This is a genomic window from Inhella proteolytica, from assembly GCF_016093275.1.
In the GTDB taxonomy this organism is placed as follows: Bacteria; Pseudomonadota; Gammaproteobacteria; order Burkholderiales; family Burkholderiaceae_C; genus Inhella; species Inhella proteolytica.
The window spans coordinates 154,361-169,429 of the sequence record NZ_JAEDAK010000002.1 but is presented as its reverse complement, the minus strand read 5'-3'; the positions used below and the strand labels follow the sequence as shown (position 1 = coordinate 169,429).

General features: G+C 67.9%; 13 protein-coding genes. 4 read left to right on the top strand and 9 right to left on the bottom strand.

Features of this window, described 5'->3' with window-relative positions; genetic code table 11:
* Nucleotides 1-10 precede the first annotated feature (10 nt).
* The 4 genes from I7X39_RS03370 to I7X39_RS03355 all read right to left on the bottom strand — a co-directional run bounded on the left by I7X39_RS03370 (nucleotide 11) and on the right by I7X39_RS03355 (nucleotide 2,510).
* Nucleotides 11-652 (bottom strand): hypothetical protein, encoded by a 642-nt coding sequence (locus I7X39_RS03370; RefSeq protein ID WP_198109559.1) that lies wholly within the window; start codon nucleotides 650-652, stop codon nucleotides 11-13.
* A gap of 11 nt (nucleotides 653-663) precedes the next feature.
* Nucleotides 664-1,323, bottom strand: a complete 660-nt coding sequence (locus I7X39_RS03365; RefSeq protein ID WP_198109558.1) for a carboxypeptidase-like regulatory domain-containing protein — start codon at nucleotides 1,321-1,323, stop codon at nucleotides 664-666.
* 115 nt (nucleotides 1,324-1,438) lie between these two features.
* Nucleotides 1,439-2,083, bottom strand: coding sequence for a class I SAM-dependent methyltransferase (locus I7X39_RS03360; RefSeq protein ID WP_198109557.1), 645 nt, complete (start codon nucleotides 2,081-2,083; stop codon nucleotides 1,439-1,441).
* A 58-nt stretch (nucleotides 2,084-2,141) separates the two neighbouring features.
* On the bottom strand, nucleotides 2,142-2,510 hold the full coding sequence (locus I7X39_RS03355) for a hypothetical protein (protein WP_198109556.1): 369 nt from the start codon (nucleotides 2,508-2,510) through the stop codon (nucleotides 2,142-2,144).
* Nucleotides 2,511-2,626: 116 nt separating this feature from the next.
* Between I7X39_RS03355 and I7X39_RS03350 the strand changes: the two genes are divergently transcribed.
* Complete coding sequence (locus I7X39_RS03350; protein WP_198109555.1) at nucleotides 2,627-3,529, top strand: LysR family transcriptional regulator; 903 nt, start codon at nucleotides 2,627-2,629, stop codon at nucleotides 3,527-3,529.
* A 430-nt stretch (nucleotides 3,530-3,959) separates the two neighbouring features.
* Complete coding sequence (locus tag I7X39_RS03345; protein ID WP_198109554.1) at nucleotides 3,960-4,640, top strand: hypothetical protein; 681 nt, start codon at nucleotides 3,960-3,962, stop codon at nucleotides 4,638-4,640.
* A 469-nt stretch (nucleotides 4,641-5,109) separates the two neighbouring features.
* On the opposite strand, the gene I7X39_RS03340 is transcribed toward I7X39_RS03345, so the two are convergent.
* The 5 genes from I7X39_RS03340 to I7X39_RS03320 form a co-directional block, all read right to left on the bottom strand.
* Nucleotides 5,110-5,823, bottom strand: coding sequence for a hypothetical protein (locus tag I7X39_RS03340; RefSeq protein ID WP_198109553.1), 714 nt, complete (start codon nucleotides 5,821-5,823; stop codon nucleotides 5,110-5,112).
* Between the two features lie 144 nt (nucleotides 5,824-5,967).
* Complete coding sequence (locus tag I7X39_RS03335; RefSeq protein WP_198109552.1) at nucleotides 5,968-7,539, bottom strand: ABC transporter substrate-binding protein; 1,572 nt, start codon at nucleotides 7,537-7,539, stop codon at nucleotides 5,968-5,970.
* Nucleotides 7,540-7,572: 33 nt separating this feature from the next.
* On the bottom strand, nucleotides 7,573-7,935 hold the full coding sequence (locus I7X39_RS03330; protein WP_198109551.1) for a hypothetical protein: 363 nt from the start codon (nucleotides 7,933-7,935) through the stop codon (nucleotides 7,573-7,575).
* Nucleotides 7,936-7,938: 3 nt separating this feature from the next.
* A complete protein-coding gene (locus tag I7X39_RS03325; RefSeq protein ID WP_198109550.1) occupies nucleotides 7,939-9,810 on the bottom strand; it encodes an ATP-binding protein in 1,872 nt (623 codons plus the stop codon).
* 9 nt (nucleotides 9,811-9,819) lie between these two features.
* Complete coding sequence (locus I7X39_RS03320) at nucleotides 9,820-10,662, bottom strand: 2OG-Fe(II) oxygenase family protein (RefSeq protein ID WP_198109549.1); 843 nt, start codon at nucleotides 10,660-10,662, stop codon at nucleotides 9,820-9,822.
* 267 nt (nucleotides 10,663-10,929) lie between these two features.
* Between I7X39_RS03320 and I7X39_RS03315 the strand changes: the two genes are divergently transcribed.
* Nucleotides 10,930-13,785, top strand: a complete 2,856-nt coding sequence (locus tag I7X39_RS03315) for a 2-oxoglutarate dehydrogenase E1 component (RefSeq protein ID WP_198109895.1) — start codon at nucleotides 10,930-10,932, stop codon at nucleotides 13,783-13,785.
* Nucleotides 13,786-13,806: 21 nt separating this feature from the next.
* Complete coding sequence (gene odhB / locus I7X39_RS03310; RefSeq protein ID WP_198109548.1) at nucleotides 13,807-15,060, top strand: 2-oxoglutarate dehydrogenase complex dihydrolipoyllysine-residue succinyltransferase; 1,254 nt, start codon at nucleotides 13,807-13,809, stop codon at nucleotides 15,058-15,060.
* The last annotated feature ends 9 nt before the right edge of the window (nucleotides 15,061-15,069 follow it).

The window sequence follows — 15,069 nt, the reverse complement described above, 5'->3', positions numbered from 1 at the left end:
CGGCGGCGGCTCAACGCATGTCCTTCACCTGCGGCAGCACCCGGCGCACCAGGTCGACCACGTCGATGGGGCGGTGGAAGTTGCCGGCGAACACCAGACCGTAGGCCTCGGGGCGCTTCAGGGCGTCGGGGTCGGTGGCGATGCGAAAGCCCAGCAGGTCGATCGGGCTTTTGAAGGTGGTCCAGTCGGTGGGCTGGCCCGGCACCACCTTGCCGCTGCCCGTCATCTGGTAGGCCGACACGGTGCGCACCTTCACGCTCTTCATCAGCGGCTGCAGCTTCTCCAGCGGGTCGCGCGCCAGCGCCACCTGCTCGGGGCTGGCCTGGTACTGCAGGGTGCCGCTCCAGTGGTCGAAGTCGCCGCTGGGGGTTTCACGCATCACCAGGGCCTGGGTCTCGTAGAGGCCCTCGCCCACCGGGCGGTAGCGCGCGTCCACCAGGTAGATCGAACGATCCGGCGCCTTGTTGCTGGAAAAGAAAATGAACCAGGCGGGCAGCTCGGTGCGCGGGGGCAGCAGCTTGGCGGGCGCCTTGGCGGTGGTCGCTGTTTGGGCCTGAGCTTGGGCCTGGGCCTGCGCTGTCGGCGCGCCGGTCAGGGCCAGGGCGGCGGCGAGCAGGGCAGGGCGCAGGGTGCTGAGCAGAAGGGGTTGCACGGGCAGGGCCTTCACTTCAGTTGGGCGCGTTCGCCGTGGATCTCGCCCAGGTCCACCACGCCCTGGCCGGGCGGAATGTCCACCACATGGATCACATGGTTCTCCAGCTCGCGCACCTGCTTGACGGAGCGCGTCACCGGCTCGCGCACGGCAGCGGTGACGATGCCGAAGTGCGAGAAGGTGGTGATCTGGTGCTCGCCAGTCTCCTGCGCAATCCAGCCCTCCACCTCGTAGGGGATCACCGCCCACAGCAGGTACTGGCCGGGCTGCAGGCCGCGGAAGCGGAAGCGCCCCTCGCGGTCGCTGAGGGTGCGCGCAGCCACATGGTCCAGCTCGGGCTGCAGGTCGAACATGCCCATGCGCAGGCCGTTGGGCGCATGGCGCTGCACCCAGGCGCGCAGGAACTTCGTCATCGGGAACAGGTACACCGGCTGCTCGCGGGCGTAGATCTTGGTACCCGGGCGCAGCTGCAGCAGGGTCTTGCGCAGCGTCATCGAGGCCTGGCCCTGCAGCGTGCTTTCGCCGATGGCCATCAGCCCGGAGGCTTCTTCCATGCTGAAGGGGTGGACGGTCTGCAGCTTGTCCTGCCGGTAGCGCACGTCCTGCGCGGCCAGCGGCAGGCTGGCACTCAGCAGCAAGGCGATCCCGAGTGTCTTGCAGGGTTTGAACATGGGGAAGAGGGCTGACGCGTTGGGTGCTGGGGCGGCGCGAAGTGTGACGGATGACGCCCGCGCGGCGGCGGCGCCCGCGGCTGAGAGAGCGGGCCGCTGGTTCGCGCTCGCCCACTCAGGGCTTGCGCGCCACGATGAACACGCGGATGTCCTTGCCCTGCGTGCCATGGCGCTCCACCGCCTCGATGCGCAGGCCCTGGCGCTCCAGTGCGGCCACCAGCGCCGGGGCCTTGAACACCAGCACCGGCGGCGCCTTGCCCAGCAGGCGAGCCAGCGGAATGCCCAGCCAGCCCACCAGCGGGTGCATCTCGCCCACGCAGGCCGTCTTGGAAATGAACAGGCCACCCGGTCTGAGCGGGCGCAGCGCCTGCGCCAGGCTGGTGTCCAGGTCGGGCAGCAGGTGCAGGGTATTGAAGGCCAGCAGCACGTCAAAGGCCTTGGGCTGCGCATGCGGCGCGGTGGCATCGGCCACCTCGAACTGCAGGCCCTGCGTGGGCTGCGCGGCCAGCTTCTCGCGGGCGATCGCCACCATCTCGGGCGCCAGGTCGCTGGCCACATAGCGCCGCGTGGCCCCGGCCAGGTTCAGCGCCGTGGTGCCGGTGCCGCAGCCGATCTCCAGCACCTCGTACTCCGGCCGCAGCAGGCCGCGCACGCGCTTAAGCGTGGCGGCGTAACCGCCCATGTCGGCAATCGGGTCGGCGGCGTACTTGCGGGCCAGGCGGTTCCAGAAGGTGGTCTGGGCGTTCAGGGTGGCTTGCATCGTGTGGGGAAGGGGTTGAACGGGGTTGGAGGGAGCGGGAGCGGTGTGTGCCGGCTGCTTACTTGCGGGGCAGCACGGGCTTCCATTGCTGCGTCTGGGCGTGGCATTCGTCGCTCGCGATCTGCAGGCTCACGGAGACGCTCAGGTAACCGGCCTTGCTGGCCACCAGCTCGTACTGCCCGCCGCGGCTGTCCACCGCGCAGGGCAGCAGCAGGCAGGTCTGCGTCTGCGCGCTTCCGCCATTCAGGCGCCAGCTGACCTGCACGCCCTCCAGCGCACGCCCCGCCTCGTCCACCGGCTGCACGGACACCGCGGGGATGTAGACCGCCGTGCACACCACCAGCCGCGTATCGCCCCCGCCGCAGGCGGCCAGCAGCAGCGGCAGCAGGGTGGCGAGGATGGGCAGGCGGAGCGGGGTGAGGCGCATGGCGGGGTCAGCGGCAGTGGGGTGGCAGCGCGGGGCTCGGGCGGCGTGGCAGCATGCTATGCATGCGTCTGCGTGCCGAACAGCCGCAAATCCGCAGATCACTCATGCATGGATGTATGGATCAACTCGACTGGAACCTGCTGCGCGCCTTTCTGCACACCGCCGAGGCGGGCTCGCTTTCCGCCGCCGCGCGCCGCCTCGGGCTCACCCAGCCCACGCTGGGCCGGCAGGTCGCGGCCATCGAGCAGCAGCTGGGCGTGAGCCTGTTCGAGCGCATCGGCAAATCCCTGCAGCCCACGCCCACCGGCCTGGCCCTGCTGGAGCATGCGCGCGCCATGGGCGCGGCTGCCGAGGAGCTGGGCCTGGCCGCCAGCGGCCATGTGCAGGCGGTGGATGGCGTGGTCAGCATCTCCGCCACCGACATGGTGGCCGCGCACCTGCTGCCGCCGCTGCTGCTGCGCCTGCGTGAGCAGGCGCCGGCGCTGCGCATCGAGATCGTCACCACCGACGCCCTTTCGGACCTGCGCCGCCGCGAGGCCGACATCGCCTTGCGCCATGTGCGCCCCACCGAGCCCGAGCTCATCGGCCGCCTGCTGCGTGAGGCCAGCGCCAGCTTCTACGCATCCAAGGACTGGGTGCGCCGCCACGGCCACCCGCGCCAGGCCGCCGAGGCCGCGCGCCACGCCTTCGTGGGCAGCGACCGCAGCGGCCACTACCTCGGCTACCTGCGCGCCCATGGCCTGCCGCTGAGCGAAGACAACTTCAGCGCCTACGCCGAGAACTCGCACACCGGCTGGGCCCTGGTGCGCCAGGGCCTGGGCATCGGCGCCATGATGGACGAGGTGGCGCAGAGCGACCCCGATGTGGTGCGCGTGCTCGACGAGGTGCCCCCCGTCGTGTTCCCGATCTGGCTCGTCACCCACCGCGAACTGCGCACGGCGCGGCGCATCCGCATCGTGTGCGACCTGCTGGCGCAGGCCTTGATGGCGCCGGCTGGTGCTGCGGCGGGCTCGGCTTGATGCGGCCTGGCGGGAGCTTGTTGCGATGCCTGCCGCGTCGGTCGCGGGGCCGGTGCGCGAACAGGAGCGCGCGGCAGGGGGTGCTGGCGGTCTGATCACGCGCGGTCGTGCCGCGCCTCGCCCTGCTTGAATGGATGGGGTGGCCGTTCGCTGCACGCGAAGCGCCGCACCGGCGCCCGTGCCCCGCGGCAAGGGCTGCCGCAGAGCGGCAGAGGGCAACGCAGAGGGCGCGCGCGAGCCCGCCTGCACCGCGGCCCGAGAGGCCGCCCCTGCGCGCGCTGCCTTGCACCGTGCGACACCGCTGCGTTAGTATGAAAGCGCTTTCAAACGACGCCGCCGGCATCCGCTAGCGCCCCGCGTTCGCTGAAGCCCCGGGCCCCGGCAGCCGCCGGGCCCGCCCTCCCGCAACCCACTCTTGAACAGGATCTCCATGAAACGCTCGCGTGCGCTCGCCCTGCTGGCCGGCGCGGTATTCAGCCTCAATGCCATGGCCTGGACCGTCAGCTTCTCCGGCACCATCGACCAGGGTTTCGACAACAGCGGCGTGTTCGGCGTGGCCGGTCGCGACCTGCGCGGCCTGAGCTTCACCCAGACCATCGAGATCGCCACCGACCCCGCGCTCTGGAGCGTCACCAACGGCGGCCCGGTGTTCACCGACATCTCCGGCCACGGCCCCGCCTTTGTCGACACCGTCACGGTGGACGGTCAGACCGTCCGCTTCGAGGTCGAGGCCACCGGCTACGGCCGCCAATTCCTGTTCGACGAGTTCAGCACCCAGCACACGGGCGCCGACTACCTCTACACCGACCAACGCGGCCTGGCCCAGGGCGACACCCTGCGCGCCTTCCAGTACGCCTACAGCTACCTGCAGGCCTTCATGCCCAGCCTGGATTTCGACCAGCGCCTGGACCTTCCCGCCAGCGGGCTCACCACCTGGTCGGAATTCGTCATCACCGGCCAGCGCCACGCCAATTTCTACGGCAACGCCAGCTCCATCCGCGTGAACGGCGGCCCGGGCCAGGAAGTACCCGAGCCCACGCCGCTGGCACTGGCGGGCTTCGGCTTGCTGCTGCTGGGTGGGCATGCGCGCCGGCGCGGGCGCGGCGCTTGAACGCTCGACTGCGCCGGCTGCTCTGAGCTTTGCTCGGTGAAGTTGGTGCGAGATCAGGAGGGCGGGGCACCCTGCTCCGTCCATGTCCCCCTCCGCCGCGCTGCCCGCGCAGCGGATTCCTCCTTGACTTCCCTCCGCAAGGCGCCCCGCCCTGCTGATCGACGGAGACCGAGGACGACTGAGATCAAGAGGGCCGTTCTTGCGCTTGTGGCTCTGTGTTCCCGATGCACGCCACGCTGTGGCCGGATCAGGTCGTCAGGGCCCCATGCGTAGGCAAGTCAAGGGGGAATCCGCCGGCCCGGCAGGCCGGCGGAGGAGGACATGGACGGAGCAGGGGGCCCTGGCGGCCTGATCACGCGCGGGGGTTGGCGGGGCAACTGGCTTGGATCAGGCCTTTTGGCGGACGCTGGGCTAAAAACTGAAGGCCTGACCCTGGTTCCCTCATCTCAGACTTGAGGCCGCCGATTTATTAAGGATTCAGATGGAACCGAATGGCTGAGTCAAGCGCCTGGTGCAGAGGGCTTTTCTGTCCTTGCTGTACCTGCTTCATTGGTGAAACGGTACGGGTGAATCGTCGAACCCCTTCGGTATCGCTATCGATGAATACAACGATGGCAGACGTCCCCTCTTTCAATTCCGCCTCGGTATACAGCGCCCGTTTGTACTCATTCTCTCCAGATAAAGCGGCGAAGCTCTCTGGGTTGACTAATGTGTGCGAAGTTTCACCATCTCGGATGATGGTGTCATTTGCGATCGCGGCACCGATCATTCCTCCTAGCGCAGCACCGAGCGCAACCTTCTTTAACTCGGCGCGCATGTTCATGTATACGACGAAGTGATGAAGCTTTGTGCGCGGTACAGGATTTTTTCCATGCTTTTCTTGCAGCATATGTGCGAACAGCCTCGGCCCTGTAGGCTCCGTGAGATCTTGTGCAAGCCGATGGAATCCGTACTGGTCGCTTGTAATCAATAAGCTGAAGATTTCACGCGTCCCTTCGGTTGCAGGGCGGAGATCCTCGACTTTTGTATTGGCTGAGGAATCGATATTGTCAATAGTAAGCGGAACAGGCGTGCTTGCGCAGCCAACCAAAATAATGGTTGCAAGGACCGAAAATAAAGTTCGCATTTGATGGGGTGGGTGAGAAAGAGGGGCGGATATTCTATGCGGGATGGAATGGCGCACACGAGGCTGCAGGGTCAAGTGCCACAGGAGAAGTCCCAGTTTCTGCTGGTGTTGTTCTGCATGGAAATTGACCTCTGCCAGTTGGCGCCAAACACAGACGTGGTGTTGTTCCGATGATCAGTTTGGGGGGCTATCCACTCGCTATCACTTCCCGAAATTCGTAAACCTCGCCTCCGGCTTGTCATCCGACCGATGCACCGTGGTGACATTGGGCTTCATCGCCCAGGGCCGCACCTGGTGGTGGATGGGGATGAAGAACTGCTCTTCCTTCATGCGCTGCAGCACGGCGTTGATCAGCGCGTTGCGCTTCACCGGCTCCAGCTCGACCTTGATGTCGTCGATCAGCTGGTCCATGCGCGGGTCGCTGATCTTGAAGTAGTTGTAGTTGCCGTCCGCCCCGCCGGCACGGCTGCGCGCCAGGCTCTGGAAGCTGTAGAGCGCGTCGTAGGTGGGGATGCCCCAGCCGTACAGGAAGAGCTGGAACTCGAAGTTCTGGATCTTGGGCGAGTAGCTGCTGAAGCTTTCGGTGCCCAGCTTGGCCTTGACGCCCACGCGCGCCCACATGCTGACGATGGCCTGGCAGATTTCCTCGTCGTTGACGTAGCGGTTGTTCGGGCAGTTGAACGGCGTCTCGAAGCCGTTCGGGTAACCGGCTTCGGCCAGCAGTTTCTTGGCGCGCTCGGGGTCGGCCTTGGGTGCGGCGTCGAGCTGCGGGTTGTGGCCGTTCACGCCCGGGGCCACCATGGTGGCGGCGGGTACGGAGAGCCCGCGCATGATGGCGCGCTGGATGCCGTGGCGGTCGATGGCCAGGCTCAGGGCCTCGCGCACGCGGCGGTCCTTCAGCGGGTTGCCCTGCACATTGCTGCCCTTGAGCTGGTCCGAACCCTGGTCCATGCCCACGAAGATGGTGCGGACCTCATTGCCCTCGACCACCTTGAACTTGCCGTCGCCCTTGATCTTGGCGACGTCCTGCGTGGGCATGTCCGTCATCATGTCCACCTCACCCGAGAGCAGCGCGGCCACGCGCGTCTGGTCGCTCTTGATGGGGGTGTAGATGACTTCCTTGACGTTGCTTGCGTTCTTGGCGTCCCACCAGTCGGGGTTCTGCGCCATGGTGATGCGCTGCTCGGGCTGCCAGCTGACGATCTTGTACGGCCCGGTGCCCATGGCGTTGCGGGTGGCGTAGTTCTCTTCTTTGGCCTTGTAGTTGGGCGGGGCGATGGCCTTGTTCTTCTCGGCCCAGGCCTTGCTGACGATGCGGAAGTCGACGATGGTGCGCGTCAGGATGGGGTTGGGGCGCTCAAGGATGAAGTCCACCGTGTGGCTGTCCACCTTCTTCACCTCCTTCACGCCGGCCACGAAGGCCTGCAGCGTGGAGGTGGGCGACATGATGCGCTGGAAGCTGAACACCACGTCGTCGGCGGTGAAGGGCGTGCCGTCCTGGAACTTGACGCCCTTGCGCAGCGTGAAGCGCACCTGGGTGGGGCTGAGCTGCTTCCACTCGGTGGCGAGCGCGCCCTCGATCTTGTAGTCGCGCGTGTAGCGCGTCAGCCCTTCGTAGGCGTGCTGCAGCAGGGCGCTGGTGGTGCTGTGGTTCTGGCTGTGCGGGTCCAGGGTCAGCACATCGTTCTGGGCGGCCCAGCGCAGGGTGTTGGCGGGGGCGGCGGTGGCGAACAGGGCAGCGGCGGCCAGGGCGCCAAGGGTGCGGGTCAGCATGCGGTTTCCTCCGAAGCGAAGGGCGCATGGTAGTCAGGCCGGCGGCGCTTTCTGCTCGTTCGGGTGCAGGGTTTCCAGCTCCGCATCGCAGCCGCTGCCGGCGGCAATCCAGCGGCGCGCCAGGGCGCGCAGCGGGCCGTCCAGCGCGTGCGCCTGCTTGGTTGGGCGGCCCAGCAGATGGGCGAGCGGCGCGCGCAGCAGGCCGCAGCGGTAGCGCATCTGTGTGGGCTCCCATTCCAGCGCCGCGCATTCGCCGTGGCGGCGCCGGCTGGCCAGCACGCCGAGCGGGCAGGGCTCGGCCAGGCAGCATTGGCCGCAGCCGTTGCAGGGCGCGCCCACGGCCGGCTTCGGCGGGGCGGCGGCTTCGATGCGAATCCAGCGCGTGGGGCCGGGCATGGTTCAGGCGTGGGCGGGCAGTGCCAGCTCCACCCGGCAGCCCCGGCCGGGTTGGCTGTGCAGCTCGATACGCCCACCCAGGCGCTGCTCGACGATGGCGCGGCTGACGAACAGACCCAGGCCGCTGCGCCCCTGGCCGAAGCGGCTGGTGGCATAGGGCTCGAACAGCTGGGGCAGCAGCTCGGCCGGCACGCCGGGGCCTTGGTCCTGCACGCTCAAGAGCAGCCAGTCGGGGCGCTCGAACTGCGCGTCCACGGTCACCGCGCCGGGCTGGCCCTGCGGGTAGGCGTGGCGGGCGGTGTTTTGCAGCAGTTGCTGCAGCACCTCCAGCAGGGCCTCGCCGTCCAGGCGCGCGCGCTCGGGCACGGTCAGCTGCAGGCGGATGGTGTCGGGCAGGCTGCGCTGCGCGGCGGCCCGCACCAGCGCGGGCAGGTCCACGGGCTCGCCGGCTTGCTGGCGGGTGAGGGTGGGCAGGTCGCGAAAGCCGCCGAGCAGCTCGGAGGCGCGTGTGAGGCTGGTGACGACGAGGCGGCTGCCTTCGTGCAGGGTCTGCAGCTGGCGTTCCAGCTCGCTGCGGCGCAGCTGCCCGCCCTGCAGGGCGCGCGGCAGCTCGGCGGCCAGCTGCTCCAGCGCGCTGGCGGTGGTCAGCGCATTGCCCACCGGCGTGTTGATCTCGTGCGCCATGCCGGCCAGCATGCGGCCCAGGGCGGCGTGCTTGGCGGCATCCAGCAGCTGGCGTTGCGTGGCGCTGAGGTCGTCCAGCGCGCGCTGCAGGCGGCGGTTGGTGCGGGCCAGCTCGGTGGCATGGGCCTCGCTTTGCGCGCGGCGCTGGCGCTCGTGCGCCAGCTCCAGTGCCTGGCGGGCGGCACGCAGGTCGCCTTCGCCATGCGCGCGCTGGGCCGCCAGGGCCACGCGGTGGCTCTCGGCCAGGCTGTCCAGGGCCTCCTGCGCCTGGCCGGCCTGGGCCTGCCAGCGCGCCAGGCGCTCCAGGAAGAAGATCTGGTCCACCGGCTGCAGCTGCTCGCGCACGCTGGCCAGCCAGTCCTTGGCCAGGGCAATGGCGGCCTCATGCGCGCCTTCGGCGAACAGCAGGCTGCTGTTGGCCAGCTGCAGGCCGGCGCGCACGGGGGCCTGGGGCGGCGCCTGGCGGGCCAAGTGCTCGGCCTCGCGCAGGTAGGCCCTGGCTTCGTCCAGGCGCTGCGCGCCCAGCGCGATTTCGATCTGCTCGCAGGTGAGGTTGCAGGCCTCGGCCCAGCGGCATTGCGCCAGCAGCACCTGTTTGCCTTCGTGGATGACGGCCAAGCGCTCGGCCGGGCTGGCCAGGTTGCGCAGCGCCACGATGAGGGCGGCGTACACATGGGCCCAGGGGCCGCCGTCGCCGCTGCGCTGCAGCAGGGTCAGGGCCTCGCGCAGGTGCTCGGCGGCGCGCATACCGTCGCCCTGGCGGGCGGCAAAGTGCCCCAGCGCCATGTGCGCGTAGCCCCAGGCCAGCACTTCCTCGCCCAGCTGCGCCAGCTGCAGCGCGCGTTCGATCTCCGGCAGCGCTTCATCGAGCCGGCCTTGCGCCACCAGGGCGCGCGCGTGCAGGGCCTGCAGCAGGGCCTGGCGCTGCGGCGCCGCGCCGCGCAGGTTCCAGTTCACCAGCTGCGCCAACGGGGCCCAGCCCTGGCTGTAGCGGCGCGTTTCCAGGCAGAGCTCGATGAACAACAGCCCCAGCTCGACGCCGAACTCGCTTTCGCGGTCGGCCTCCAGCAGGGGCTGCAACTGCGCCTGCACCGGCGCCAGCAGGGTGTGGGCGCGGTCGGGCTGCTCGGAGTAGTGCGCCCGCAGCGCGGCCAGCTCGGCGAGCGTGCTGGGCGGCGGCGGGTGGGGCATGGCCCGAGGTTAGCTTTTCACGCCCAGCTCGCGCAGTCGCTCGTCCAGGTAGCTGCCGGCGGTGTAGCGATCGCTCAGCACCACGTCGTTGCGTGGGTGCAGGAACAGCGGCAAGGAGACGCGGCTGCGCTTGGCGCCCTCGCCGGTGGGGTTCAGCACCTGGTGCAGGGTGCTGGGGTAGTAGCCCTGGCTGGCTTCCTGCAGCATGTCGCCGATGTTGATGGCCAGGGTGCCGAAGTCGCAGGGCACGTCGCGCCACTGGTTGTCGGTGCCCTTGATCTGCAGGCCCGGCTCGTTGGCGGCGGGCAGGATGGTGAGCAGGTTGATGTCGCCATGCGCCGCGGCGCGAACGGCACCGGGCGGCTCGTTGCCGGTCAGCGGCGGGTAGCGCAGCACGCGCAGCAAGGTGTGGTCGCTGCCCTTGATCATGTTGGAGAGCGGCTCGCGGTAACTCTTGGCGATTTCCGGCGGGGTGTAGCGCTCCACCCAGCCCAGCAGCTCCTCGGCCAGGGCGTTGGCCTTGGCGTAGTAATCCATGGCATCGGCCTTCAGCTGCGGCGGGATGCGACCCCAGGGGTAGATGTGGAAGTACTCCTTGATGTCCTTCTGCGTGAAGCCCTTGGCCGTCTCGGAGATGGCGGTGCTGAAGTAGCCGTCCTGCTTTTCCTTGCTGAAGGCGTACTCGTGCTTGGCGTCGGAGTCGAAGAATTCCAGCCAGGTCTTGTAGATGCGCTCGACCAGCTCCTGCGGGATGGGGTGGTTCTTCAGCACGCCGAAGCCGGTTTCATGCAGGCTGCGCGTGAAGCGCTCGGCGGCGTCGGGGGCGCGGTAATCAACAACTTGCACTTCCATCGCCAGGCTCCTGTAGTTTTACCAGTTGGTCGAATTTCGCCAGTCTAGGCCATTGCCCGCCGTCAGCTTCCTGGAAGAGACCCGGTGCTACAGTCGGCGCCCCGCTCAGTCCGTATGTAACTGAGCGGAATGGATTTCAGAGTTTGCCCACTTGTAGCCCTTCCCGTCCCCCATTACGGGTCGCAATCCGCTAACCGGTCTGGCCGTGTCGCGGAAGGTTCGATAACCAGCCAATTGCTTTGGAAACCGAAGCGTGAGGTCAGCGAAATGATGCAGCAATACAGGTCGAACTCGTACCTCTTCGGGGGCAATGCGCCCTATGTGGAAGAGATGTACGAGGCCTACCTCGACAACCCCGGTTCGGTGCCGGACAACTGGCGCGCCTACTTTGACGCGCTGCAACATGTGCCCGCCACCAATGGCACCGACGCCCGCGACGTGGCGCATGCCCCGGTGGTCGAGAGCTTCGCCCAGCGCGCCAAGGCCAACGCCTTCGCCAGCAAGGCCAGCAGTGCCGATCTGGCCGTGGCCCGCAAGCAGGTGCATGTGCAGAGCCTGATCGCGGCCTACCGCTTCCTGGGCAACCGCTGGGCCGATCTGGACCCGCTCAAGCGCGCCGAGCGCCCCAAGATCCCCGAACTCGAACCGGCGTTCTACGACCTGTCCGAGTCCGACATGGACATCAATTTCTCCGCCACCAACACGTATTTCGGTGGCGAGACCATGACGCTGCGCGCCATCCACCAGGCGCTGCGCGAGAGTTACTGCGGCAGCATCGGCGCCGAGTTCATGCACTGCACGGACCCGGGCGAGAAGCGCTGGTGGCAGGAGCGTCTTGAAAAGCAGCTCGGTCGCCCGAACTTCACGGCCGAGAAGAAGAAGGCCATCCTGGAGCGCCTGACGGCGGCCGAAGGCCTGGAGCGCTACCTGCACACCAAGTACGTCGGCCAGAAGCGCTTCAGCCTGGAAGGCGGTGAGAGCTTCATCGCCGCGATGGACGAGCTGATCCGCCGCGCCGGCGAGAACGGCGTGCAGGAAATCGTCATCGGCATGGCCCACCGCGGCCGCCTGAACGTGCTGGTGAACACCCTGGGCAAGATGCCCTCGGAGCTGTTCGCCGAGTTCGAAGGCAAGAAGGACATCGACCTGCCGGCCGGCGACGTGAAGTACCACCAGGGCTTCAGTTCGGACGTCAGCACCCCTGGCGGCCCGGTGCATCTGAGCCTGGCCTTCAACCCCTCGCACCTGGAGATCGTCAACCCGGTGGTCGAGGGCAGCGTGCGCGCCCGCCAGGATCGCCGCGGTGACAAGGAAGGCCGCCAGGTGCTGCCCGTGCTGGTGCACGGCGATGCCGCCTTCGGTGGCCAAGGCGTGGTGCAGGAAACCCTGGCGATGGCGCAGACGCGCGGCTACCGCACCGGCGGCACCGTGCACCTGGTCATCAACAACCAGATCGGCTTCACCACCAGCGACCCGCGCGACCTGCGTTCCACCACCTACTGCTCCGACGTCGTCAAGATGATCGAGGCGCCGGTGCTGCACGTGAACGGCGACGACCCCGAGGCCGTGGTGTGGGCCATGCAGCTGTGCATGGACTACCGCGCGCAGTTCCGCAAGGACGTGGTGCTGGACATCGTCTGCTTCCGCAAGCTCGGCCACAACGAGCAGGACACGCCGGCCCTGACCCAGCCGCTGATGTACAAGAAGATCGCCCAGCACCCGGGCACGCGCAAGGTCTACGCCGACAAGCTGGTGGCCCAGGGCGTGCTGCCCGAGCAGGGCCCTGACGACATGATCAAGGCCTATCGCACCGCGATGGACGAAGGCCGCCACACCGTCGACCCGGTGCTGACCAACTTCAAGAGCAAGTACGCGACCGACTGGTCGCCCTTCCTCGGCAAGAAGTGGACCGACAGCTGCGACACGGCGATCCCCGGCGCCGAGTGGAAGCGCCTGGCAGAGAAGCTGACGACCCTGCCCAAGGATTTCGCCGCCCACCCGCTGGCCGCCAAGGTGTACGCCGACCGCGCCGCCATGGGCAGGGGCGAGACGAACGTGGACTGGGGCATGGGCGAGGCCATGGCCTTCGCCTCGCTGGTGGCCTCCGGCTACCCGGTGCGCCTGTCCGGTGAGGACTGTGGCCGCGGCACCTTCACGCACCGCCACGCCGTGCTGCATGACCAGCAGCGCGCCAACTGGGACGAAGGCACCTACATCCCGCTGCAGAACGTGGCCGAGGGTCAGGCGCCCTTCACGGTCATCGACTCCATCCTCAGCGAGGAAGCGGTGCTGGGCTTCGAGTACGGCTATGCCGCCGCCGAACCGAACACGCTGACGATCTGGGAAGCGCAGTTCGGCGACTTCGTGAACGGCGCCCAGGTGGTGATCGACCAGTTCATCGCCAGCGGCGAGGTGAAGTGGGGCCGTGCCAACGGCCTGACCATGATGCTGCCGCACGGCTACGAGGGCCAAGGCCCCGAGCACAGCTCGGCGCGCCTGGAGCGCTTCATGCAGTTGGCCGCGGACAACAACATGCAGATCGTGCAGCCCACCACGGCCTCGCAGATCTTCCATGTGCTGCGCCGCCAGATGCTGCGCATGTTCCGCAAGCCCCTGGTCATCATGACCCCCAAGAGCCTGCTGCGCGCCAAGGACGCGACCTCGCCGCTGCAGGAGTTCACCAAGGGCGAGTTCAAGACGGTGATCGGCGAGACCGATGCCAACGTCAAGGGCGACAAGGTCAAGCGCGTGCTGGTCTGCTCGGGCAAGGTGGTCTACGACCTGCAGAAGAAGCGCGAGGAGAAGAAGGCCGACGACGTGGCCATCATCCGCGTCGAGCAGCTCTACCCCTTCCCGCACAAGGCCTTCGCCGCCGAGTTGAAGAAGTATCCGAACGCCACCGAACTGGTGTGGTGCCAGGACGAACCGCAGAACCAGGGCGCCTGGTTCTTCGTGCAGCACTACGTGCACGAAAACATGGCCGATGGCCAGAAGCTGGGCTACGCCGGCCGTCCCGCCTCGGCCTCGCCCGCCTGTGGCTACGCCGGTCTGCACCAGGAGCAGCAGAAGGCCCTGCTGGATCAGGCCTTCGCCAAGCTCAAGGGCTTTGTCCTCACCAAATAAGCAAGCAAAGAAGAACACACCATGGCAATCGTTGACGTCAAGGTCCCGCAGCTGTCCGAATCCGTGGCCGAGGCCACCCTGCTGCAATGGAAGAAGCAACCCGGTGAAGCCGTTGCGCTGGACGAAATCCTGATCGAGATCGAGACCGACAAGGTCGTGCTCGAGGTGCCGGCGCCCGCCGCCGGCGTGCTCGCGGCCCATGTGGTGGCCAGTGGCGGCACCGTGGCCAGTGAGCAGGTCATCGCCCAGATCGACACCGAAGGCAAGGCTGGCGCCGTGGCCGCCGCCGCACCGGCTGCGGCCGCGCCCGCCGCCGCTGCAGCAGCCCCGGCGGCCGACAAGAGCGGCGTGGCCATGCCCGCCGCCGCCAAGATGATGGCCGACAACCACCTGCCCGCCGGCTCGGTGCCGGGCACGGGCAAGGACGGTCGCATCACCAAGGGCGATGTGATCGGCGCGCTCGAAAAGCCGGCCGCTCCGGCTGCGGTCGCCGCTCCGGTGGCGGTGGCCGCCGCGCCCGCCGTCGCCAAGCCTCTGCCGGCCGTGGCCGCCCCGGTCGCGCCCAATCTGGGCGATCGCCCCGAGCAGCGCGTGCCGATGAGCCGCCTGCGCGCCCGCGTCGCCGAGCGCCTGCTGCAGTCGCAAGCCACCAATGCCATCCTGACCACCTTCAACGAGGTCAACATGGCCCCGCTGATGGAGATGCGCAAGAAGTTCCAGGAGAAGTTCGAGAAGGAGCACGGCGTCAAGCTCGGCTTCATGAGCTTCTTCGTCAAGGCCGCGGTGGCGGCGCTGAAGAAGTACCCGGTGCTGAACGCCAGCGTGGACGGCAATGACATCGTCTACCACGGCTACTTCGACATCGGCATCGCCGTCGGTTCGCCGCGCGGCCTGGTGGTGCCCATCATCCGCAACGCCGACCAGATGAGCTTTGCTGAGATCGAGAAGACCATCGCCGGCTTCGGTCAGAAGGCCAAGGACGGCAAGCTCAGCATCGAAGAGCTGACCGGCGGCACCTTCTCGATCAGCAACGGCGGCACCTTCGGCTCGATGCTGTCGACGCCCATCATCAACCCGCCGCAGTCGGCCATCTTGGGCGTGCACGCCACCAAGGACCGCGCCGTGGTGGAGAACGGCCAGATCGTGATCCGTCCGATCAACTACCTGGCGATGAGCTACGACCACCGCATCATCGACGGCCGCGAGGCCGTGTTGGGCCTGGTGACGATGAAGGAAGCGCTGGAAGACCCGGCCCGCCTGCTGTTCGACATCTAACCCTCGGGA

Excerpts from the sequence above, each read along its gene's own strand:
- I7X39_RS03365 (WP_198109558.1), bottom strand. The coding sequence starts at position 1,323 with ATGTTCAAACCCTGCAAGACACTCGGGATCGCCTTGCTGCTGAGTGCC.
- I7X39_RS03360 (WP_198109557.1), bottom strand. The coding sequence starts at position 2,083 with ATGCAAGCCACCCTGAACGCCCAGACCACCTTCTGGAACCGCCTGGCC.
- I7X39_RS03355 (WP_198109556.1), bottom strand. The coding sequence starts at position 2,510 with ATGCGCCTCACCCCGCTCCGCCTGCCCATCCTCGCCACCCTGCTGCCG.
- I7X39_RS03350 (WP_198109555.1), top strand. The coding sequence starts at position 2,627 with ATGGATCAACTCGACTGGAACCTGCTGCGCGCCTTTCTGCACACCGCC.
- I7X39_RS03345 (WP_198109554.1), top strand. The coding sequence starts at position 3,960 with ATGAAACGCTCGCGTGCGCTCGCCCTGCTGGCCGGCGCGGTATTCAGC.
- I7X39_RS03335 (WP_198109552.1), bottom strand. The coding sequence starts at position 7,539 with ATGCTGACCCGCACCCTTGGCGCCCTGGCCGCCGCTGCCCTGTTCGCC.
- I7X39_RS03330 (WP_198109551.1), bottom strand. The coding sequence starts at position 7,935 with ATGCCCGGCCCCACGCGCTGGATTCGCATCGAAGCCGCCGCCCCGCCG.
- I7X39_RS03325 (WP_198109550.1), bottom strand. The coding sequence starts at position 9,810 with ATGCCCCACCCGCCGCCGCCCAGCACGCTCGCCGAGCTGGCCGCGCTG.
- I7X39_RS03320 (WP_198109549.1), bottom strand. The coding sequence starts at position 10,662 with ATGGAAGTGCAAGTTGTTGATTACCGCGCCCCCGACGCCGCCGAGCGC.
- I7X39_RS03315 (WP_198109895.1), top strand. The coding sequence starts at position 10,930 with ATGATGCAGCAATACAGGTCGAACTCGTACCTCTTCGGGGGCAATGCG.
- odhB (WP_198109548.1), top strand. The coding sequence starts at position 13,807 with ATGGCAATCGTTGACGTCAAGGTCCCGCAGCTGTCCGAATCCGTGGCC.